General features: G+C 57.8%; 23 protein-coding genes. 16 read left to right on the top strand and 7 right to left on the bottom strand.

The window, feature by feature from the left end; all coding sequences use genetic code 11:
* The first annotated feature begins 221 nt into the window (after window positions 1–221).
* From crcB to hemB, 9 genes are all read left to right on the top strand, one after another.
* Window positions 222–608: a fluoride efflux transporter CrcB gene (gene crcB / locus HNR62_RS09670; RefSeq protein ID WP_204795880.1), complete on the top strand. Its 387-nt coding sequence runs from the start codon at window positions 222–224 to the stop codon at window positions 606–608.
* 57 nt (window positions 609–665) lie between these two features.
* Window positions 666–1,421 carry a bifunctional demethylmenaquinone methyltransferase/2-methoxy-6-polyprenyl-1,4-benzoquinol methylase UbiE gene (gene ubiE, locus HNR62_RS09675; protein WP_204795881.1) on the top strand — a complete coding sequence of 252 codons (756 nt, stop codon included), beginning with the start codon at window positions 666–668 and terminating at the stop codon, window positions 1,419–1,421.
* A complete protein-coding gene (locus HNR62_RS09680) occupies window positions 1,421–2,041 on the top strand; it encodes a ubiquinone biosynthesis accessory factor UbiJ (protein WP_204795882.1) in 621 nt (206 codons plus the stop codon). The genes ubiE and HNR62_RS09680 overlap by 1 nt, the downstream gene beginning before the upstream one ends.
* On the top strand, window positions 2,038–3,675 hold the full coding sequence (gene ubiB, locus HNR62_RS09685) for a ubiquinone biosynthesis regulatory protein kinase UbiB (protein ID WP_204795883.1): 1,638 nt from the start codon (window positions 2,038–2,040) through the stop codon (window positions 3,673–3,675). The genes HNR62_RS09680 and ubiB overlap by 4 nt, the downstream gene beginning before the upstream one ends.
* A 115-nt stretch (window positions 3,676–3,790) precedes the next feature.
* Complete coding sequence (gene tatA, locus HNR62_RS09690; protein WP_204795884.1) at window positions 3,791–4,045, top strand: Sec-independent protein translocase subunit TatA; 255 nt, start codon at window positions 3,791–3,793, stop codon at window positions 4,043–4,045.
* Window positions 4,046–4,047: 2 nt separating this feature from the next.
* Window positions 4,048–4,419, top strand: coding sequence for a Sec-independent protein translocase protein TatB (gene tatB / locus HNR62_RS09695; protein WP_204795885.1), 372 nt, complete (start codon window positions 4,048–4,050; stop codon window positions 4,417–4,419).
* Entirely contained in the window at window positions 4,420–5,169 is a 750-nt protein-coding gene (tatC, locus tag HNR62_RS09700; RefSeq protein ID WP_204795886.1) for a twin-arginine translocase subunit TatC, read from the top strand.
* The gene (locus HNR62_RS09705) at window positions 5,166–5,945 is read left to right on the top strand and encodes a TatD family hydrolase (protein ID WP_204795887.1); all 780 of its coding nucleotides are present in this window, start codon (window positions 5,166–5,168) and stop codon (window positions 5,943–5,945) included. Before tatC ends, HNR62_RS09705 begins: the two co-directional genes overlap by 4 nt.
* Window positions 5,946–5,975: 30 nt before the next feature.
* On the top strand, window positions 5,976–7,001 hold the full coding sequence (hemB, locus tag HNR62_RS09710) for a porphobilinogen synthase (protein ID WP_204795888.1): 1,026 nt from the start codon (window positions 5,976–5,978) through the stop codon (window positions 6,999–7,001).
* A gap of 44 nt (window positions 7,002–7,045) precedes the next feature.
* Here hemB and gppA read toward each other — a convergent pair whose 3' ends face one another.
* The gene (gene gppA / locus HNR62_RS09715) at window positions 7,046–8,533 is read right to left on the bottom strand and encodes a guanosine-5'-triphosphate,3'-diphosphate diphosphatase (RefSeq protein ID WP_204795889.1); all 1,488 of its coding nucleotides are present in this window, start codon (window positions 8,531–8,533) and stop codon (window positions 7,046–7,048) included.
* A gap of 5 nt (window positions 8,534–8,538) precedes the next feature.
* The gene (gene rhlB / locus HNR62_RS09720; protein ID WP_204795890.1) at window positions 8,539–9,837 is read right to left on the bottom strand and encodes an ATP-dependent RNA helicase RhlB; all 1,299 of its coding nucleotides are present in this window, start codon (window positions 9,835–9,837) and stop codon (window positions 8,539–8,541) included.
* Between the two features lie 114 nt (window positions 9,838–9,951).
* On the opposite strand from rhlB, the gene trxA reads away from it, so the two are divergent.
* From trxA to fre, 4 genes are all read left to right on the top strand, one after another.
* Window positions 9,952–10,278 carry a thioredoxin TrxA gene (gene trxA / locus HNR62_RS09725; RefSeq protein ID WP_104485843.1) on the top strand — a complete coding sequence of 109 codons (327 nt, stop codon included), beginning with the start codon at window positions 9,952–9,954 and terminating at the stop codon, window positions 10,276–10,278.
* Window positions 10,279–10,462: 184 nt separating this feature from the next.
* Window positions 10,463–11,728, top strand: a complete 1,266-nt coding sequence (rho, locus tag HNR62_RS09730) for a transcription termination factor Rho (protein ID WP_204795891.1) — start codon at window positions 10,463–10,465, stop codon at window positions 11,726–11,728.
* A 119-nt stretch (window positions 11,729–11,847) separates the two neighbouring features.
* Window positions 11,848–13,347 carry a 4-hydroxy-3-polyprenylbenzoate decarboxylase gene (ubiD, locus tag HNR62_RS09735; protein WP_204795892.1) on the top strand — a complete coding sequence of 500 codons (1,500 nt, stop codon included), beginning with the start codon at window positions 11,848–11,850 and terminating at the stop codon, window positions 13,345–13,347.
* Between the two features lie 2 nt (window positions 13,348–13,349).
* Window positions 13,350–14,048, top strand: a complete 699-nt coding sequence (gene fre / locus HNR62_RS09740) for an NAD(P)H-flavin reductase (protein ID WP_204795893.1) — start codon at window positions 13,350–13,352, stop codon at window positions 14,046–14,048.
* Here fre and HNR62_RS09745 read toward each other — a convergent pair.
* Both HNR62_RS09745 and ubiK read right to left on the bottom strand, forming a co-directional pair.
* Window positions 14,041–14,202 carry a hypothetical protein gene (locus HNR62_RS09745; RefSeq protein ID WP_204795894.1) on the bottom strand — a complete coding sequence of 54 codons (162 nt, stop codon included), beginning with the start codon at window positions 14,200–14,202 and terminating at the stop codon, window positions 14,041–14,043. The two genes, fre and HNR62_RS09745, sit on opposite strands and share 8 nt — an antisense overlap.
* A complete protein-coding gene (gene ubiK / locus HNR62_RS09750; RefSeq protein WP_204795895.1) occupies window positions 14,189–14,455 on the bottom strand; it encodes a ubiquinone biosynthesis accessory factor UbiK in 267 nt (88 codons plus the stop codon). Before ubiK ends, HNR62_RS09745 begins: the two co-directional genes overlap by 14 nt.
* A 119-nt stretch (window positions 14,456–14,574) precedes the next feature.
* Between ubiK and HNR62_RS09755 the strand changes: the two genes are divergently transcribed.
* A complete protein-coding gene (locus HNR62_RS09755) occupies window positions 14,575–15,621 on the top strand; it encodes a potassium channel family protein (protein WP_204795896.1) in 1,047 nt (348 codons plus the stop codon).
* A 508-nt stretch (window positions 15,622–16,129) separates the two neighbouring features.
* Here the strand turns inward: HNR62_RS09755 and ilvY are convergent.
* A complete protein-coding gene (gene ilvY / locus HNR62_RS09760) occupies window positions 16,130–17,014 on the bottom strand; it encodes an HTH-type transcriptional activator IlvY (protein ID WP_204795897.1) in 885 nt (294 codons plus the stop codon).
* Between the two features lie 197 nt (window positions 17,015–17,211).
* Between ilvY and ilvC the strand changes: the two genes are divergently transcribed.
* Window positions 17,212–18,699: a ketol-acid reductoisomerase gene (ilvC, locus tag HNR62_RS09765; RefSeq protein WP_204795898.1), complete on the top strand. Its 1,488-nt coding sequence runs from the start codon at window positions 17,212–17,214 to the stop codon at window positions 18,697–18,699.
* A 292-nt stretch (window positions 18,700–18,991) separates the two neighbouring features.
* Entirely contained in the window at window positions 18,992–19,780 is a 789-nt protein-coding gene (gene tcdA, locus HNR62_RS09770) for a tRNA cyclic N6-threonylcarbamoyladenosine(37) synthase TcdA (protein ID WP_204795899.1), read from the top strand.
* Between the two features lie 27 nt (window positions 19,781–19,807).
* Here the strand turns inward: tcdA and csdE are convergent, their stop codons facing one another.
* Together csdE and HNR62_RS09780 are read right to left on the bottom strand one after the other, a co-directional pair.
* Window positions 19,808–20,233, bottom strand: coding sequence for a cysteine desulfurase sulfur acceptor subunit CsdE (gene csdE / locus HNR62_RS09775; protein WP_204795900.1), 426 nt, complete (start codon window positions 20,231–20,233; stop codon window positions 19,808–19,810).
* Entirely contained in the window at window positions 20,233–21,447 is a 1,215-nt protein-coding gene (locus HNR62_RS09780) for an aminotransferase class V-fold PLP-dependent enzyme (protein WP_204795901.1), read from the bottom strand. Before HNR62_RS09780 ends, csdE begins: the two co-directional genes overlap by 1 nt.
* Window positions 21,448–21,483 lie beyond the last annotated feature (36 nt).

Below are 21,483 nucleotides of genomic sequence, written 5' to 3' on the forward strand. Positions count from 1 at the left end.
AGCCGCGCCGATGATAGTGTGGCAGCTGCCATGTGAAAGTAGGTCACTGCCAGGCACCCAATTAAAAAGCCCGATACGAAAGTGTCGGGCTTTTTGCTTTTTTCTTTTTACATTGGTGAAAAATGCGAGGCATCAGGCTTCATTCCCATCAATAGAATAGGCGGTGGGTTTTTGATGATGCACGGCGTAAACTGAGCATTATTTTCTGAACTGGTTTGCACATGAAAACGCTGCTGTTTGTTGCCGCCGGCGGTGCCACGGGAGCGGTATTGCGCTTTGTCATCACCGACCTGATGGGCCGCTTGCTGGGCCGCTCCTTTCCTTATGGTGTTCTCACCGTCAATCTGCTTGGCTCCATGCTGATGGGCCTCATCTTCATGCTGGTGCAGCAACAGGTGCTCAGTGCCCACTCCTGGCGTCCTTTCGTGATGGTCGGCCTGCTGGGCGCCTTGACCACCTTTTCCTCTTTTTCTCTCGATACGGTGTTATTACTTGAGCACGGTCAATGGTTTAAAGCCGTGTTGAATGTGTGCCTCAATGTGGTTTGCTGTATCATGTTCACCTATTTTGGCATGCAGATAACCGGCAGCCTGGTGGCTTCCCGTTAGTCCGGGCCACGTATTTGCAGTACACTAACCCACTTTGATTTTATAGGTGCCTTCAGCATGTCAGAACAGCACAAGTCGACGACCCACTTCGGTTACAAGACGGTAGATGCCACGGAAAAAGAACAGATGGTCGCCGGTGTATTTCACTCGGTAGCAGCGAAATATGATGTGATGAACGATTTGATGTCCTTTGGTATTCATCGGCTGTGGAAACGTTTCACAATCGATTGCTCCGGGATCCGCAAGGGGCAGAAAGTGTTGGATCTGGCCGGTGGCACCGGTGATTTGACCGCAAAGTTTTCCCGCATCGTCGGCGAAACCGGGCAGGTGGTGCTGGCTGACATCAACGACTCCATGCTCAAGGTGGGCCGGGACAAACTGAGAAACAAGGGATTGGGTAGCAACATCGCCTATGTGCAGGCCAATGCCGAGGCGCTGCCGTTCCCGGACAATCACTTTGATCTGATTACCATCGCCTTCGGTTTGCGTAACGTGACCGACAAGGACAAGGCGCTGGCGTCCATGCAACGGGTGCTAAAGCCCGGCGGCCGCTTGCTGGTGCTGGAATTCTCCAGGCCTCAGCACGAGATCATGAGCAAACTTTACGATTTCTACTCCTTCAACATACTGCCGAAAATGGGTGCTATGGTGGCTCAGGACAGCGAAAGCTACCGCTATCTGGCAGAGTCCATCCGCATGCACCCCGATCAGGAAACCCTGAAGTCGATGATGGAGCAGGCGGGTCTGGAGCAGGTGGAATACTTCAACCTGACCGACGGTGTAGTGGCGTTGCACCGCGGGTTCAAATTCTGATGAAATCCTTGCTGTTTCCCTTGCTCAATGGTTCGCTCGAGGCGGTATTTAATCGCTTTATGCTGCAGGATAGCGAACGATTGAAGAAGATGGCGCCATTACGAGGGAAGGTATTACAGCTGACAGTGACCGATGTCGCCGGTCTGTACTTGCTGTTTTCCGCCGAACGGCTGGAAATACTGCGGCATTATGAAGGCGCAGTGGACAGCCATCTGAGTTTGTCGCTCAATGCCCTGGGCCTGCTGAAAGACAAAGGCCTGCTGATGCAGTATATCCGTTATGGACGTATCGATTTGCAGGGTGACCCTCAGCCCTGGCAGGACTTTTCCGCCCTGGTCAAAGATCCCGGTATCGACCTTGAAGCCTTGCTCGCCCCCTATACCGGCGACATCATGGCGCACCTCTTGTGCCGTCATGGCCGAGAGCTAAGGGCGGCCGTAGAGCGCCGGGCCCAGGAGGTACGGGGTCAGCTGGGAGATTATGTGCGGGAAGAAGCCCGCCTGGCGGTGGGCCCGCTGGAGCTGGCCGACTTTAATGATGAAGTGGCCGAGCTGAACAAGCGCTTGTTGCAGTTGCAGGGACGACTGGCGACGCTGACGGATAAGGTTGTGCATTCATGAAAAAACTGCGGGAGCTACTCCGGCTCTATCAGATTGGAAAAACCCTGTTCGAGTATGGTCTGGATGAACTGATACCGGCGCGGCTACAGGTATTGCCGGCACGCTTGGCAAGAAAAAGCCTGTTCTGGCTGAGAAATCGTCATCCGGATTTGTCCCGTGGCAAGCGCATTCGCCTGGCAATGGAACACCTGGGGCCTGTCTTTATCAAGTTTGGCCAGATGTTGTCGACCCGGCGCGATCTGCTGCCGCCGGATATCGCCGAGGAGCTGGCTCTGCTGCAGGACCGGGTGCCCCCTTTCGATGGCATCCTGGCCCGTAAACAGATTGAAGCCAGTCTGCGCCAACCCATCGAGGTATTGTTCGATGACTTCGATGAAAAGCCGCTGGCCTCCGCCTCCATTGCCCAGGTGCATACGGCCAGGCTGAAAACCGGTCAGGAGATAGTAATCAAGGTGATCCGGCCCGATATCGAGAAGGTTATCGAGGCCGATGTCAGCCTGATGCACTCCATGGCCACTCTGGTTGCCCGTCTGGTGCCCGAGCGCAGCAGCCGGTTGCGACCGGTCGAGGTGGTGGAAGAATATCGCAAAACCCTGTTTGACGAGTTGAACCTGCTGCGCGAAGCGGCTAATGCCATTCAGCTGCGGCGTAATTTCGAAGGGTCCCGCACCTTGTACGTGCCGGAAATCCACTCCAGCTATTGCCATGAAAATGTGCTGGTGATGGAGCGTATCTACGGTATTTCTGTCTCCGATGTCGAGGCGCTGGAAGCAAATGGCACCGACATGAAGCTGTTGGCGGAACGGGGTGTGGAGGTCTTCTTTACTCAGGTGTTCCGCGACAGCTTTTTTCATGCGGACATGCATCCGGGTAACATCTTCGTCTCTTACGAACACCCGGAAGATCCCCAGTGGATCGGCATCGACTGCGGCATAGTGGGCACCCTTAACCGGGACGACAAGCGTTATCTGGCGGAGAACTTCCTGGCGTTCTTCAACCGGGACTACCGCAAGGTAGCCGAGCTTCATGTGGAGTCGGGCTGGGTACCGGCAGATACCAAGGTGGAAGAGTTCGAATCGGCCATCCGTACCGTACTGGAGCCCATCTTCGAAAAACCCCTGTCGGAAATATCCTTCGGCCATGTGCTGCTGAACCTCTTCAACACTGCCCGCCGCTTCAATATGGCGGTGCAGCCGCAGCTGGTGTTGCTGCAGAAAACCCTGCTCTATGTGGAAGGGGTCGGTCGCCAGCTGTATCCGCAGCTGGATTTATGGAAGACGGCCAAGCCCTACCTGGAAGAGTGGATGCAGCAACAGGTCGGTTACAAGGCGGTGATCAATGCGGTGAAGGAAAAGGCGCCGTTCTGGGCCGAGAAGCTGCCCGATTTGCCGGAACTGGTCTACGATGCCCTGCGCCAGGCAAAGCTGCAGCAGCGCCAGGTACAAGGTCTGTATAATCAGTTTGCCCGGCAGAATAAAGGCCAGGGCCAGGGGCGGTTTCTACTGGCCATGGGCGCCACCATTTTGCTGGCCAGTACCCTGCTGCTGGGGATGGATAAAAGCGAATGGGCCATGTCTGGTCTGGTACTGACGTTGGTTTTATGGCTGCTGGGCTGGCGGAAAATAGCACGCTAATGTGATCCTGTATCAAGGTATTGTCATCTGGTTCGGGTATCATGGCGTTTGATTGTTTACTCTTTTTACTTACTTTTACTTACTTTTACTTACTTTTACTTAGGAAAGGTGTTTTATGGGTGGAATTAGTGTTTGGCAACTGCTTATCGTGGTCTTGATCGTGGTGCTGTTGTTCGGTACCAAGAAGTTGCGAGGTATGGGCTCGGATCTGGGCTCGGCGGTGAAGGGCTTTAAGAAGGCGATGACCGACGAGGAAAAGGACAAGAAGGATGCCGACTTCGAACAGCAGACGCTGGCTGACAAAAAAGAACAGACTGATACTCTGAACCAGAAAGATCAGGAAAAAACCAAAGATAAAGATCAGGTATAACCATGTTCGATATCGGTTTCTGGGAGCTGGTAGTGATAGGGGTAGTCGGGCTGCTGGTACTGGGGCCGGAGCGGCTTCCCGTGGCCATTAGAACAGTATCCCGGTGGTTTAAAACGGTACGAGACACCGCCACTGCGGTGAAAACCGAGCTGGCTCAGGAATTGAGAATGGAAGAGCTGCATCGGGATCTGAAGAAGGCCGAACAGCTCGAGATGAAAAACCTGAGTCCGGAGCTGCAGGAGTCCATCGATCAGCTGAAGGATGCTGCCGCCTCCGTGACTCGGCCCTATGAAAAAACAGGGGCCGGTAACGCCGATGTCCATGGTGCCGACACCGATACCCCGCCATCGAATAAGCCTCAGGATAAATCTTAAATGAGTCAAACACAGCAGCCGCTGATCAGCCACCTGGTTGAGCTGAGGAGCCGCCTACTCCGGGCCTTTGCCGCTATTGTGCTGGTCTTTCTGGCCCTGGTGTATTTTGCCAACGACATCTACAGCATTCTGGCCGAGCCGCTGCTGCGGCAGTTGCCGGAAGGTACCAGCATGATTGCCACCGGGGTCGCGACGCCGTTTCTGACCCCGATGAAACTCACCTTGATAGTGTCGTTTTTTGCCGCCATTCCCTATGTGCTCTATCAGGTCTGGGCCTTTATTGCCCCCGGTCTGTACAAGCACGAGAAGCGGCTTATCGCACCGCTGGTGTTTTCCAGCGCCCTGCTGTTTTATGCGGGCGCGGCTTTTGCCTATTTCGTGGTGTTTCCGCTGGCCTTCGGCTTCTTCACCAAGATGGCGCCGGAAGGGGTGACCATTGCCACCGACATCGCCAGCTATCTCGACTTCGTACTGGGTCTCTTCGTGGCCTTCGGCATTGCCTTCGAGATCCCCATCGCCACCATACTGTTGTGCTGGACCGGGGTGACGACACCGAAAGAGCTGTCCGGCAAGCGGCCTTATGTGATTGTGGTGGTGTTTATTGTCGGCATGCTGCTGACACCGCCCGACATTATTTCTCAAACTCTGCTGGCCATTCCCATGTGGCTGCTGTTTGAAGTCGGGGTCTTCTTCTCTCGTTTCTACGTGCGTGACAAAGGTGAAGAGGAAGAGCAGGACGGCGCCTCATGATCGACATCGGGGTGAACCTGACCAACCGCCAGTTCGACAAGGACAGGGACCAGGTCATTATCAGGGCCAAAGCCGCCGGTATCTCGGCGCTGGTGCTGACCGGTACCAGCCTGAAAGAAAGTCGGGCGGTGGCCGATTATGCCGCCACCGAGCCCGGATTCTGTTATGCCACCGCCGGCATTCACCCCCACGATGCCAGGACCTTCGATGGCCAGAGCCCGAGTGTGCTGCGTGCACTGGCGGCGCGCCCCGAAGTGGTGGCCATCGGCGAGTGTGGTCTCGATTATAACCGGGACTTTTCACCGCGGCCGCAGCAGGATGCAGTGTTTGAAGCCCAGCTGGAGCTGGCGGCCGAGTTGCAGCTGCCGGTATTCATGCACTGCCGGGACGCCCACGAACGCTTTCTCGATATCCTCAGGCCCTGGCGCAGCCGGCTGCCGGCGGCGGTGTTGCATTGCTTTACCGGCAGCGAAGCCGAGTTGAGGGACTGTCTGGCGCTGGATCTGCATATCGGCATCACCGGCTGGATTTGCGACGAACGCCGAGGCCAGGAGCTGCAGCGACTGGTGTCGATGATCCCGAGCAACAGGCTGATGCTCGAAACCGACAGTCCTTATCTGTTGCCGCGAGACTTGTCACCCAAGCCGGCCAGCCGCCGTAACGAACCGGCGTATCTCCCTCATATTGCCGGGCGTATTGCCGCCTGTCGGGGCGAGGATCCCGATGCCCTGGCCGTTGCCGCTACGGCGACCAGCCGCGCCTTTTTCCGCATTTAGGAACGATTCAGGACTCACTTTGGAGTAGCTATGACTCAACAAATATTTGGTGGTTTTCCTTCTCGTCGCCTGCGTCGCTTGCGCAAGCATGATTTCAGCCGTCGACTGGTACGCGAAAATACCCTGACGGTGGATGATCTCATTTATCCGGTGTTTGTCTTGCCCGGTTTTCAGCGTCGGGAAGCGGTGGCGTCCATGCCCGGCATCGAGCGGCTGTCCATCGATCTGCTACTGAAGGAAGCGGCCGAGCTGGTGCAATTGGGTGTCCCCCTGATTGCCCTGTTCCCGGTCGTCAATGCCGGCCAGAAGAGCCTGTTGGCCGAAGAAGCCTACAACCCGGAAGGCCTGGCGCAGGAAGCGGTACGAGAGCTCAAGAAAGCCTTTCCCGAACTGGGTGTGATGACAGACGTGGCACTGGATCCATTCACGGTGCATGGCCAGGACGGTATTCTCGACGACGAGGGTTATGTGCTCAACGACGTGACCACAGAGGTGCTGGTAAAGCAGGCCCTGAGTCATGCCGAAGCCGGCGCCGACATAGTGGCGCCTTCCGACATGATGGATGGCCGCATCGGCGCCATTCGTCAGGCGCTGGAAGCAGCTGGCTTCATCAACACCCAGATCATGGCCTATTCCGCCAAGTACGCCTCCAACTATTATGGTCCCTTCCGCGATGCGGTCGGCTCTGCGGGTAACCTCAAGGGGGGTAACAAGTCCACTTATCAGATGGATCCGGCCAACAGCGACGAGGCCCTGCAGGAAGTGGCTTTTGATCTCGAGGAAGGCGCCGACAGTGTCATGGTCAAGCCGGGCATGCCCTATCTGGACGTGGTACGCCGGGTAAAAGATCAGTTCGGGGTGCCGACCTTCGCCTATCAGGTCAGCGGTGAATACGCCATGCACATGGCCGCCATTCAGAACGGCTGGCTGAAAGAGCGGGAAACCGTGCTGGAGTCGCTGATGTGTTTCAAGCGCGCCGGGGCCGACGGCATCCTGACCTACTTCGCCAAGCGGGTTGCAACCTGGCTGAAAGAAGACGCGACAGAAAAAAGATAAGCAGAAACAAGAGAAGTAGAAAAAAGGCGCCGAAAGGCGCCTTTTTATTGCTCCTGAATCACCAGCGGCCAGCCCTGTTCGGTCTGGCGCACCGCTTCCTGCTGCAGCTCGCTGGCGCGCAGGTGGTGACTACCACTCCAGTCGGTGGGCAGGATAAGCGTCAACTGTCGATCCCGGGATTCCAGTCTGAACTCCGGCACAGTGCCGCGGGTGCGGCGCAGACAGAGGATGATGGCCAGACGCAGCAGCCGGGCCAGCAGAATGGCCTGCTCTGCCTCGATGGCGCCTTGCTGCTCCAGCGACTCCTGCCGGAACTCGTCCCGCTGGTTCAGCAACAGGGCGGCCAGCAGTTGTTTCTGGGCCGGGGTGAAGCCGGGTAAATCCACATGGCGGATAATATAGGCGGCATGCTCGGGAGCGCGTTTGTACTCTATGCACAGGCCCAGTTCGTAGAGCAGGGCGGCCCAGCCCAGCATGGCGGTGGCCGGGGAGTCGATATTCCGGCTGCTGGCCAGTTGCTGCAGGGCCTTGAGGGCGGTGTTGCGCACCCGTTCGGCCTGCTCCCGATCCAGCTGATAGCGGCAGATCAGGCTGTCGGCAGTGCGTTCCCGGGCATCGCACTCCCGACGGCGACCCAGCATGCCATAGATCAGGCCTTCGCGCAGGGCGCCGCCCGCCAGTGTCATGCTGTCTATCGCCAGCATCTCGAACAGGGCAATCAGAATCGCCAGGCCGGACGGAAACACGGTGACGCGATCCGCCTGCAAGCCGGACAGCCCGAGCCGATCGAGATGGCCACAGGCGATGGCCTGCTGTTTCAGTTGCCGCAGCTTGGCCAGGGTGATCTGTTCATCCTCCCCCTGACTCAGCATGATTTCCTGAATGGCCTGCACGGTACCGGAAGCCCCGATACAGCTTTGCCAGCCGAGTTTGAGGTAGTCCCCGGCGATCGGCATCAGGGTCTGACGGGCGGCGGCAATGGCGTGGTCAAAGTTGGCGGCAGAAAGTTGTCCGTCGGGGAAGTAGCGACTCAGCCAGGTGACGCAGCCCATGTGCAGGCTGTTAAGCAGCTGCGGCGCCGTGCCTTCACCGACGATCAGCTCGGTACTGGCACCGCCGATGTCGATCACCAGTCGACGGCCGACGCCGGATGAGGTCCAGGCCACGCCTTCATAGATGGTAGCGGCCTCTTCTTCACCGGAAATAATCCGGATGGGATGTCCCAGAATGGCCTGAGCCCGCTCGAGAAAGACAGCTATATTGGTGGCCAGGCGCAGGGTAGCGGTGCCGACGATACGAATATGGTCGGCGGGAATGTCCTGCAACTGTTCGGCGAACAGCTGCAGGCAGTCCCAGCCCCGTTCCATCGACGCCGCATCCAGGCTGCCGTCGGTCTGCAGACCGGCGGCCAGGCGTACCTTGCGCTTGACCTTGGCCAGGGTTCGACAGGCGCCGGCCACTTCATGTACCACCAGCATATGAAAGCTGTTGGAACCGAGATCAACGGCGGCATAAAGGGCGGCGTTTGTCACCTGACTTAGCTCCGGGTACCCTGCGGGCGGCGACGGTGGTTGCCGCCGGGACGACGCTGACCGCCGCCCTGACGCGGGCCGCGATTGGCGTGGGCTCTGTGATGATGGATATGCGTCGGGGGCGTCAGATCATCGAGCAGGGCGTCCTTGTCGTATTTGCTGACCGGAATTTCATGCTCGATATAGGCTTCCACTGCCGGCAGATTGAACACGTATTCTTCGCAGGCAAAGCTGATGGAACAGCCGCTGGCGCCGGCCCGACCGGTACGGCCGATACGATGCACATAGTCTTCTGCATCGTCGGGCAAGTCGTAGTTGAATACGTGCGTCACATCGGGGATATGCAGGCCGCGGGCCGCCACATCGGTGGCCACCAGAATATCCAGCACGCCGCCGGTGAAATCCTCGAGGATCTTCATCCGTTTCTTCTGGGGAACATCACCGGTCAGCAGACCGACGCGGTGGCCATCGGCCTGCAGCCAGGCGTGAACCTTTTCGCAGCTGTGTTTGGTGTTGGCGAACACGATGGCCTTGTCGGGCCATTCTTCTTCCATCAAGGTCAGCAACAGCGGCAGCTTGTCTTCCTGGGCCGGATAGAACAGCTCTTCCTTGATGCGGATACCGGTTTTGCGCTCCGGCTCTATCTGCACGTGTTCGGGGCTGTTCATGTGTTCGTAGGCCAGCTCCTGAACTCGCAGCGACAGGGTGGCGGAAAACAGCATGTTCTGGCGCAGGGTGGCTGCCGGCATGCGGCGAAACAGGAAGCGGATGTCCTTGATGAAGCCCAGATCGAACATGCGATCCGCTTCATCCAGTACCACCACCTGAATGGCGCCCACATCGATGACCTGTTTCTTGAGGAAATCGATGATGCGGCCCGTGGTGCCGACCAGAATATCGACGCCGGCTTCCAGCACCTCTATCTGTTTTTCGTAGCCGTCGCCGCCGTAGGCCAGGCCCAGCTTGAGGCCGGTACTGGCGCTGAGGGTATCGGCATCGTTGAAGATCTGTATGGCCAGCTCGCGGGTCGGCGCCATTATGATGGCCCTGGGCTGATTCAGCTGGCGGTTTTCGGGTGCCGGCGTGGTCAGCAGATGGTCAAAGGTGGCGGCAAGGAAGGCGATGGTTTTACCTGTGCCGGTCTGGGCTTGTCCGGCGATATCCTTGCCCGAAGTCAAATGGGGTAACGACAACGCCTGAATGGGCGTGCAGTTGTGAAATCCTTTTGCTTCCAGTCCGGCCAGAACCTGCGGCTGCAGACCCAACTGGGCAAACTTTACGTCTGTTAAGTGTGTTTTGCTCATAGTGTTCAGAATATCAGGTTAGGCTTGCAATAATAAACAGGATCATTTGAAATAGGCCAACTAAATTGCCCTCGGCGTTGTGTGTCGCGGGATAAAGACTGATTGGAGTTGGAGATGAGTGACAAAATTGTTCAGCTGACCGATGCCAGCTTCGAAGCTGACGTGATCAAGGCCAATGGCCCGGTTCTGGTCGACTTCTGGGCTGAATGGTGTGGTCCCTGCAAGATGATCGCCCCCATACTGGCCGAAGTGGCCGGGGAATATGAAGGCAAGGTGACCGTGGCCAAGCTGAATATCGATCAGAACGCAGATACTCCGCCCAAGTTCGGTATTCGTGGTATTCCCACCCTGCTGCTGTTCAAGAACGGCGAAGTAGCGGCTACCAAGGTAGGTGCGCTGTCCAAGACTCAACTGAAAGAGTTCCTGGACGCCAACCTGTAATGGTGAGGTAAGGGGTGCGCAAGGCACCTCTTATCGTTTTTGCTAGACGGCCCTTCTTTTTGGTGCTAGTTTATTGTTCGTTTGCTAGCCTATTTTGTGCCCCAGAGGCCCTCCGATTTCAAGTCTCAATCCGGCAGACTTTCCTGATTATTTAACACATCCTGGTTGACAGAAACCCACCACTATGAACCTTACCGAACTCAAGAATACCCCCGTATCTGAGCTGATAAAGCTTGGGGAAACCATGGGCCTGGAAAACCTCGCCCGTTTGCGCAAGCAAGACATCATCTTTGCTATCCTCAAAGCTCATGCGAAAGGTGGTGAAGATATTTTCGGCGATGGCGTGCTGGAAATACTGCAGGACGGTTTCGGCTTTTTGCGCAGTGCCGATTCTTCCTACCTGGCCGGACCCGACGACATCTATGTTTCGCCCAGCCAGATCCGTCGCTTCAACCTGCGCACCGGTGACACCATCGCCGGAAAAATCCGCCCGCCGAAAGAAGGCGAGCGTTACTTCGCGCTGTTGAAGATCAACGAAGTCAACTACGACAGACCCGAAAACGCCCGTAACAAGATACTGTTTGAAAACCTGACCCCGCTGCACGCCAACGAGCGGATGAAGATGGAGCGGGGCAACGGTTCTACCGAAGACATTACCGCCCGGGTGCTGGATCTGGCCTCGCCTATCGGCAAGGGCCAGCGTGGCCTGATAGTGGCGCCGCCCAAGGCCGGTAAAACCATGCTGCTGCAGAACATCGCCCAGAGCATCGCCTACAATCATCCGGAGTGTGTGCTGATCGTGTTGTTGATCGACGAGCGTCCGGAAGAAGTGACCGAGATGCAGCGCATGGTCAAGGGCGAAGTTATCGCCTCTACCTTCGACGAGCCTGCCGCCCGCCACGTACAGGTGGCCGACATGGTAATCGAGAAGGCCAAGCGCCTGGTCGAACACAAGAAAGACGTGGTGATCCTGCTCGACTCCATTACCCGTCTCGCCCGCGCCTACAATACCGTGGTGCCCTCATCCGGCAAGGTACTGACCGGTGGTGTGGATGCGAACGCCCTGCACAGACCCAAGCGTTTCTTCGGTGCGGCCCGTAATGTGGAAGAGGGCGGCAGCCTGACCATTATCGCCACCGCCCTGGTAGAAACCGGCTCCAAGATGGATGATGTTATCTACGAAGAGTTCAAGGGCACCGGCAACATGGAACTGCACCTGTCGCGCAAGATTGCCGAGAAGCGGGTCTATCCGGCCATCGATATTCCTCGTTCCGGCACCCGTCGTGAAGAGCTGCTGACTACCCCGGACGAGCTGCAGAAGATGTGGATACTGCGCAAAATCGTGCACCCCATGGGCGAGAGCGACGGTATCGAGTTCCTGATCGACAAGCTGGCGATGACCAAGACCAATGATGATTTCTTCGAGTCGATGAAGCGACAAACGAAGTAATTGTCCACCTGGGCTTATCAGACTTAAAAACCGCGGCTTGCTGCGGTTTTTGTTTTCAATACAAGCCTGCCTGAACCGGGTATAATTCTTACGCCACTCGATACACTCGGAATAACCCAATGAAATATAAGGACTTGCGTGATTTTATCGCGCAACTGGAAGCTCAGGGCGAACTCAAGCGTATCCAGCATGAAATCGACCCCTATCTGGAAATGACCGAGATCTGCGATCGCACGCTCAAGGCGGGCGGTCCGGCGTTGTTGTTTGAAAATCCCAGGGGCTTCGATATGCCGGTGCTGGGCAACCTGTTCGGCACCCCCAAACGGGTGGCCATGGGCATGGGCCAGCAGGATGTCGAGTCGCTGCGTGAAGTGGGGCGCTGGTTGTCTTATTTGAAAGAGCCGGAGCCGCCCCGTGGGCTGAAAGAGCTGATGGAAAAGCTGCCCATCTTCAAGCAGGTGCTCAATATGCCCACCAGGCGGCTGAAGAAGGCCCCCTGTCAGGAAGTGGTGCTGGAAGGTGACGATGTCGATCTGACCCAATTGCCGATTCAGCATTGCTGGCCCGGCGATGCGGCGCCCCTGATCACCTGGGGCCTGACCATTACTCGCGGGCCTTACAAGAAGCGCCAGAACCTGGGCATCTATCGTCAGCAGTTGCTGGGCCGGAACAAGGTCATCATGCGCTGGCTCAGCCATCGCGGCGGTGCCCTCGATTTTCGTGAATGGCAGGAAGCCAACCCCGGCCAGCCCTACCCGGTGGCGGTGGCCCTGGGCGCCGATCCGGCAACCATTCTCGGCGCCGTCACGCCGGTACCCGATACTCTGTCCGAATATGCCTTCGCCGGTCTGCTACGCGGCAGCCGCACCGAGGTGGTCAAGTGTATCGGCAGCGATCTGGACGTGCCGGCCAGTGCCGAAATCGTGCTGGAAGGCTATATCTACCCCGATGAGATAGCGCCCGAAGGCCCTTATGGCGATCACACCGGCTATTACAATGAAATTGACGAGTTCCCGGTGTTTACCGTGGAGCGTATCACCCGCCGCCATGATGCCATTTACCACTCTACCTATACCGGTCGGCCGCCCGACGAGCCGGCGATACTGGGGGTGGCGCTGAACGAGGTGTTTGTGCCCATACTGCAGAAGCAGTTTCCGGAGATAGTCGACTTCTATCTGCCACCGGAAGGCTGCTCCTATCGTATGGCGGTGGTGACCATTAAAAAGCGCTACCCGGGTCATGCCAAACGTGTCATGCTGGGCGTTTGGTCGTTTTTACGCCAATTCATGTATACCAAGTTCGTTATCGTGTGTGACGACGACATCAATGCCAGAGACTGGAATGACGTGATCTGGGCCATTACGACCCGAATGGACCCGGCGCGGGATACCACCCTGATCGAACATACCCCCATCGACTATCTGGACTTTGCCTCACCGGTATCCGGTCTGGGCTCCAAAATGGGGATGGATGCCACCAACAAGTGGCCGGGTGAAACCGACAGGGAATGGGGTCTGCCCATCGAGATGACGGACGAAGTAAAACAAAGGGTCGACAGTTTATGGGATCAACTCGGGATCCTGGATTCGAGTGCCAAACAGAGTGAACTCAAAGGATAGTCATGCAGAAAGTAACATGTAGTGTTGAAGCCCTGGAAGAAATGGCCGAAACCCTGTGGTATGTGCGATTGAAACCGGAATTGTCGGTGGATTTTCTCCCCGGCCAGTACCTGCTGGTGGTGATGGCGGACGATGACAAGCGCCCCTTCTCCATCGCCAATACCGTGAATGAAGAGGGTGTGCTGGAGCTGCACATCGGTGCCGGCCCGGATAACACCTATGCCATGCAGGTGCTCAAGCGCATGCAGGAGCAGGGACAGATTGATGTACAGCTGCCCGCGGGCAAGGCTCACCTGCGTTCGGACTCCCGCCATCCGGTGATCCTGATGGCCGGTGGTACCGGTTTTGCCTACACCCGCTCCATCCTGCAGCAGATGCTGGCGAATGGTCTGCACCGGCCGGTGTTCCTGTACTGGGGGGTGCGCTTCGAGCAACAGCTGTATGCGGATCGGGAAATGAAAGCCTGGGTTGCCGAGCACAAGGAACTGACCTATGTACCTGTGGTGCAAAACGGCGATGCGCACTGGCAGGGCCGTACCGGCCTGGTACATGAGGCTATCATGGACGATTTCCCCAGTCTGACCGGCTACGACATCTATGTGGCGGGTCGCTTCGAGATGGCTGGCGTGGCGCGGGAAGCGTTCAAGGAAAAAGGCGTAGAGGCGGATCATCTGTTCGGTGACGCCTTCGAGTTCATTTAAACTCGGCCAGGAGCGGGGGGAGCGATATTCCCTGTTCCTGAGCAATTGCCAGTTCGAAGCGGCCTTGCCGGCACAGGCCGCCTTCTTCACCGGCAGTCAGCGCCGCCTGCCGGCAGCGTTGACGGATCTGCTCGGCGAACTCAGTCTCGCTCATCCTGGCTGTCGGCCAGATGACGCTCCAGCAGCGCCAGCTTGGCTTCCATTTCGTTCAGTTTTTCCCGAGTGCGCAACAGCACCTTGGTCTGCACATCAAATTCTTCCCGCGTGACCATATCGAGTTTACCCAACTGGGACTGTAACACGGTACGAATGCGCTTTTCCGCTTCTTCGCCCATGTTCTTCAGCCCGCTGGGCAGGTTGTTCTGGATCTGTTTGGCGATCTCTTCCAGTTTCTTCGGATCTAGCATACTTGTCTCCTTGGCTATGGGGCCATTTTACCCCTAATTAACGGCGGCGGTCAGGTCGGACTTTCCATTTTGGCACGAAAGCCGTAGTTTTAGGTGACCAAGCTTCAAATGAGATAGATATGTTCCATCTGCTTGCACGTTTACTCCATCGGCTGACCCGCCGGCTCAGCTGGCACAATCTGCTGGCGCTGCTGCTGTTGCAGGCCGGCGGTAGCTGGTTGCTGCTCTTCCTGGCGGGAGAGCCGGAGCTGACGGAACCGTCGGTGTTTTTCTATTACAACGCCGTAGTGATCAGCACCGTCGGTTTCGGTGATTATTCCCCGGTGACCGAGGCGGGGCGCTGGGCGGTGGCGTTGTTTCAGATCCCCTTCGGGCTGCTGGTCTTCGGCAGTCTTATCGGTAAATTGACCCAGACCCTGGTGGCCTGGATAAGGAGAGGTATGTCAGGCAAGGCAGACTATTCACATTGTTCCGGCCATACGCTGCTGTTTGGCTGGAATGGCGCCCAGACCGAGCGCATCGTCGATCTGTTGCTGGCCGACAGTGCCACTCATACGCAGGAAATTCTGTTGTGCGTCACGCAGGAGATGGAGCATCCCTTTCCCGAAAAACCGGCGGTCAAATTCGCGCGTCTGCATTCCTTCACCCATCCCGACGAGCTGGCGCGGGTAGGGCTGGGGAACGCCAGCCGGGTGCTGGTAGACGGGGAAGACGACGACCAGACTCTGACCACCTCGCTGGCGCTGTCCGCCAAGGCGGCACCGGAGGCACATCTTTGCGCCTGGTTCACCGAAACCAGTAAGGCGGAACTGCTGCGGCTGCATTGTCCCAACGTGGAGGTGTCCAGCTCCAAGGAGGCGGAGATCCTGGTGCGCTCGCTGCAGGATCCGGGTGCCAGCCTGATCCAGGAGCAGATCTTCTCTACCCTGCTGGGACCAACCCTGTATCGCATCCAAGTACCACAGAGTGCGGGAGACCTGGCTTACAGCAGCCTGCTGAGCCGGTTCAAGGAGCGGCACAATGCCACCTTGCTGGGCATGTCCAGCCAGGCCAGCGGCCAGGATATGGAGCTGAACCCCGCCGGCGATACCCGGGTTGGCGGCGGCACTTTCCTCTACTACATCTGTCCGGAGCGACTGCAGAGTACGCAGATAAGCTGGGAGTAATATCAATCCCGTTAAGTATATGACCATAGTTACAGAGGCAACACAGCCGCCTCCCACGACACGCCACTGGGCTAGCCATCTTTGCTGGGTAATGGCTGCGAATATTCACTGGATATTCGGTCCATTACCCAACAAAGATATACGGCAGCAAGCTGCCCCATGAGGGCTCGGAAATGCTGTCTGACCGCCAGGGAGGGCGGGAATGCCGGAACGGCAGGAGCATTTTCCGGCCATGGCATTTCACGGTCGTGGGAGGTCGTCTCTGTTGCCTCCTCCTTAGCTCCGAGTTGCCCGAAGACGGCGCCAACAGATGACTCTGTAGCACCAAAGAGAACAAAGGGATCTGCTCCACCGACCATCACATGGATGGCATGTGTGAGCCTTACAGGGTATTTACGGCGAGTCGGCGGAGCTGGCCCTTTGTTCTATGCTGGCACAGAAATGAAATTGACCATTTGTTTAGTAGTGTTGCTATGACTGAACCGACAGCCACTATTAATTAATGGCACTACGAAGGTTCCAGTGCGGTCTGCTGGAAGGCGCGGATCAGCGGGTCGTCCAGCCGTTTTTTCAACAGGCAGACCCCCACCTCGATGGACTTGAGCGCCGGGCTGGGCGACAGCACCCGCACCTTGTCGCCCATGGGGCTGTGATCGATCACCACCCTGGGCACCACGCCGATGCCGAAGCCCAGCGCCACCATGCCGATAATCGCCTCGTTGCCGGCCACCTCGGCGTAGATATTGGGACTGATGCCCCTGGCCTTGAACCACTGGTTGGCCCGTTTGCGCGCCACCCCCTGCTCGGACAGGATCACCGGCAGCCGCTGCCAGTCCAGTGGCCGCTGTTCCAGCAAGTCGCTGACCGGGCCGGCCGAGGTGGGGGCGATAAACACCATGGGCACCGTCTGCAGGTTGACGAAGTGCACCTTGGCCGGCAGGGCATCGGGGCGGGCGGCGATGGCCAGATCCGACTCGTCATCCAGTATCTTGTCGATGGCCAGTGCCGGATCGCCGGTTTCCAGCCGGATTTCCAGCCGGGGATAGCGGCTGCGAAACCGCTCCAGTATGCCCGGCAGCAGAAAGTAGCTGGCGGTCACCGAGCAGAATACCCGCAATCGACCCTGCAGGCTGTCGTCGCCGTGTTTCAGCTCCTGCTTCAGGGCTTGCCAGTCCGCCAGCCAGCCCAGGGCAAACTGTTGCAGCCGGGCCCCGGCCGGGGTGAGTGCCACGCTGCGGTTGTCCCGGTGTAACAGCTCGCAGCCCACTTCCTGCTCCAGCCGCTGAATGGCCCGGCTCAGGGTGGAGGGGCTGACCGCCATGGCATCGGCGGTATGGCCGAAATGCAGGCTCTGGCTCAGATGTATAAACAGTTCTAGATGACGGAAGTCCATTGGCGTTCCACTGAGTTGTATTACATAAAGTTGTATTACATAAAGTTGCATTGTATAAAGTTGTATTTCATAAAATGAAATACTCTATTTCAAATATATCATTTCAAGCAATGAAAAGCCTGGGGTATAGTGGCTGGGTCGTCACCGCAGCGCGGTGCAAGCATTCAAATTAAACGGATTAATGGGAGCAAAAGGTCATGGCTACTAACTATTTCAACACCCTGAATCTGCGTCAGCAGCTCGAACAGCTCGGCAAGTGTCGTTTTATGCACCGCAGTGAGTTTGCCGATGGTTGCAACTACCTGAAAGGCAAGAAGGTGGTTATCGTCGGTTGTGGCGCCCAGGGTCTGAACCAGGGTCTGAACATGCGCGACTCCGGGCTGGATGTGGCCTACGCCCTGCGTGCCGAAGCCATTGCCGAAAAGCGCAAGTCCTTCCAGCAGGCCACCGAGAACGGCTTCAAGGTCGGCACCTATGAAGAGCTGATCCCCACCGCCGATCTGGTGATGAACCTGACCCCGGACAAGCAGCACACCTCCGCCGTCACCGCCGTTATGCCGCTGATGAAAGACGGTGCCGCCCTGGGTTACTCCCACGGTTTCAACATCGTTGAAGAAGGCATGCAGATCCGTAACGACATCACCGTCGTCATGGTGGCGCCCAAGTGTCCCGGTACCGAAGTACGCGAAGAATACAAGCGTGGTTTCGGCGTGCCGACCCTGATTGCCGTGCACCCCGAGAACGATCCCCAGGGTGAAGGTCTGGCCATTGCCAAGGCCTGGGCTTCCGCTACCGGCGGCGACCGTGCCGGCGTACTGGAGTCTTCTTTTGTTGCCGAAGTGAAATCCGACCTGATGGGTGAGCAGACCATACTGTGCGGCATGCTGCAGGCCGGCGCCATTGTGGCTCACGAAAAAATGATAGCCGACGGTATCGACGCCGGTTATGCAGGCAAGCTGATCCAGTTCGGCTGGGAAACCATCACCGAAGCCCTGAAGCAGGGCGGCATCACCAACATGATGGATCGCCTGTCCAACCCGGCTAAAATCAAGGCTTTCGATCTGGCCGAAGAGCTGAAAGAGCTGATGCGCCCGCTGTTCAACAAGCACATGGATGACATCATCCAGGGCAATTTCTCCGCTGGCATGATGGCCGACTGGGCCAATGACGACAAAGATCTGCTGACCTGGCGCGAAGAAACGGCCGAAACCAGCTTCGAGCAGTACCCGGCTTCCGATGAAGTGATCGACGAGCAGGAATACTTCGACAACGGCATCCTGCTGGTGGCCATGGTCAAGGCCGGTGTCGAGCTGGCGTTCGAAGCCATGACCGCTTCCGGCATCATCGACGAGTCTGCCTACTACGAGTCGCTGCACGAGCTGCCGCTGATTGCCAACACAGTGGCCCGCAAGCGTCTGTACGAAATGAACGTGGTGATTTCCGATACCGCCGAGTACGGTAACTACCTGTTCGCCCACGCCGCCGTGCCGTTGCTGCGCGAGCAGTTCATGCCGAAAGTCGGCACCGATGTGATTGGCAAGACCATCAAGGTCGAGTCCAACTCCGTTGACAACCGTCGCCTGATTGACGTGAACGAAGCCATTCGCAACCACCCGGTTGAGACCATCGGCAAGACGCTGCGTTCCTACATGACCGACATGAAAAACATCGCCGTCGGCGGTTGATAGATAAAAATAAACAGAGCTACAAAGACAGGGAGGCTTCGGCCTCCCTTTTTGATCGTGCTTTGTGTAAAGAGTGGGCCTTCGGGCAGCGCCGTAAGCATGAAGCGGTAAGCTGCCAGCTAAACAAAAAAGACCAACCGGCGGCCTTGATATTCACATATAGCACGAATGTAGTCGCGTGCTTTAGCCGCGAAATCCTGCGTAGCAGGATCTGATGCACCCGTGCATGTATCCCTAATCCCCAACCTTAACGGAGCTTGATATAATGCCCGCTCAATCAGGGGAGTAAGCAATGAGTTTTGATGAGCGTTTTGGTGGTATTGCCCGCCTGTACGGGGCGGATGCTCTGGCCCGGTTTGCGGCGGCCCATGTGTGTGTGATCGGTATCGGCGGCGTGGGCAGCTGGGCGGCGGAAGCCCTGGCCCGCTCCGGAATCGGCGCCATTACCCTGATCGACATGGACGACATCTGCATCACCAATACCAACCGCCAGATCCATGCGCTCAACAACCAGATTGGTCAGGAAAAGACCCTGGCCATGGCCGAGCGCATTGCGCTGATCAACCCGGATTGTCGGGTGACAGTGGTGGACGACTTTATCGGCCCGGACAATCAGGCCGAGCATCTGTTGAATGATTTCGACTATGTGCTGGATGCCATCGACTCGGTCAAGGCCAAGGTGGCATTGATCGCCTACTGCAAGCGTAACAAGATCCCGGTGATCACCGCCGGCGGGGCAGGCGGACAAACGGATCCGAGCCAGATCATGATCCGCGATCTCAGCAAAACGATCCAGGATCCGCTGGCAGGCAAGGTGCGGGGCGATCTTCGTCGATTCCACAACTTCAGCAAGAATCCCAAGCGCAAGTTCGGCGTGGATTGCGTCTTCTCCACCGAACAGCCCCGCTACCCGGACGGCGCCGGTGGCATCTGCAGCACCAAGAAGGAATCGGACGGCACCATGAAGATGGACTGCGCCTCCGGCTTCGGCGCCATTACCCATATCACCGCCACCTTCGGCTTCTTTATGGTCAGCCGGGTGCTGTCGAAGCTTGCCGCGAAAAACGAGGGTGAGGGGTAAATAGTGAGGGGGGAGGAGTAAAACACCTCACTCCTCACTCCTCACATTATCTTTTATGGCATCCACCACCGCCCTTAAGCCGTTGCCCCGGGACGGGCTCAGGTGCTGCAGCAGTTGCAGTTCGGCGAAGTAGGCGTCCATATCAAAGGCCTGGATCTGGGCCGAGGTCTTGTTGCTGAGCGCGGCCAGCACTACCGCCATCAGGCCCTTGACGATGCGGGCGTCCGAGTCGCAGTGAAACTGCCAGATCCCTTGTTCATCCTGCTCGCTCAGCAGCCAGGCCTGGCTTTCGCAGCCGTGGATGGCGTTGGCCTCGACTTTGTGCTCGGCCGCCAGGGGCGGCAGCTGTTTCGCCAGCTTGATCAGGGTCTTGTATCTGTCCTCCCAGCCGTGGGCCGCCTGAAACAGGGCGCGAATATCGGTGTCGGTAAGGGTGTCGCCGAACGGATGCATCAGAAAAACTCCCGGGCCTTGTGAATGCCGGCCAGCAGGGCCGCGATTTCCTCATGGGTATTATAAAAGGCGACCGAGGCACGAATGGTGCCCTGTTCCAGCCCCAGGGCCTGCATCAGCGGCATGGCGCAGTGGTGACCGGTGCGCAGGGCTATGCCCTGCATATCCAGCAGGGTGGCCAGATCCTGGGGGTGCACCTCGTCGATGGTGAACGACACGGACCCCACCTGTGGTCGGCCGATGATGTGTACGTCCGGCATGGCGTTCAGGCCGATCATCAGCTGCTGCAATAGGTTGTTTTCATGGTGGGCCAGGCCAGCCCGGTCGAGGCCGGACAGATAATCCACCGCCGCCCCCAGGGCGATGGCACCGGCAATATTGGGGGTGCCGGCCTCGAATTTGAACGGTAGATCGGCGAAGGTGGTGTGCTCGAAACTTACCTTCTTGATCATTTCGCCGCCGGTCTGCCAGGGCGGCATTTTCTCCAGCCACTCCCGTTTGCCGTAAAGCGCGCCGATGCCGGTGGGGGCGAACATCTTGTGGCCGGAGAACACATAAAAATCACAGTCCAGACTCTGCACATCCACCGGCAGATGGCCCACCGCCTGAGCGCCGTCGATCAGGGTGACCGCGCCCACGGACTTGGCCATGGCAATCAGCTCTCTGACCGGATTAATCACCCCCAGTGCATTGGACACCTGGCCCACGGCCAGCAGCCGGGTACGGGGCGATATCAGCCGGGCGGCGGCGTCCAGATCCAGCTCGGCGCCGGCGGTAAGCGGTATTACTCGAATGACTGCGCCGGTGGCCGCCGCCACCTGTTGCCAGGGCACGATATTGGCGTGATGCTCCAGGGTGGAGAGCAGGATCTCGTCACCGGCCCTGAGGTGGTGCATGCCAAAGCTGAAGGCCACTAGGTTGATGGCTTCTGTGGTGCCCCGGGTCCAGATAATCTGCTCGGGCGCCGGGGCATTGATAAAGCGGGCCACCTTGATGCGGGCCTGCTCGAAGGCGCGTGTCGCCTGGGCGCTCAGGGCATGGGAGGCCCGATGCACATTGGCATTGGTATCCCGGTAATAGTGGTTGAGGGCATCCAGCACCGGCTGCGGCTTCTGGGTGGTGGCGGCGTTGTCCAGGTACACCAACGGATGGCCGTTGACGATTTGGGCCAGGGTAGGGAAGTCGCGTCTGAGGGTGAGAATGTCCGGTGCCATGTGCCTGTCTGTTGAAGGAGCGCTGACCGGGATCAT

The organism is Oceanisphaera litoralis (assembly GCF_016907015.1).
GTDB classification, from domain to species: Bacteria; Pseudomonadota; Gammaproteobacteria; order Enterobacterales; family Aeromonadaceae; genus Oceanimonas; species Oceanimonas litoralis.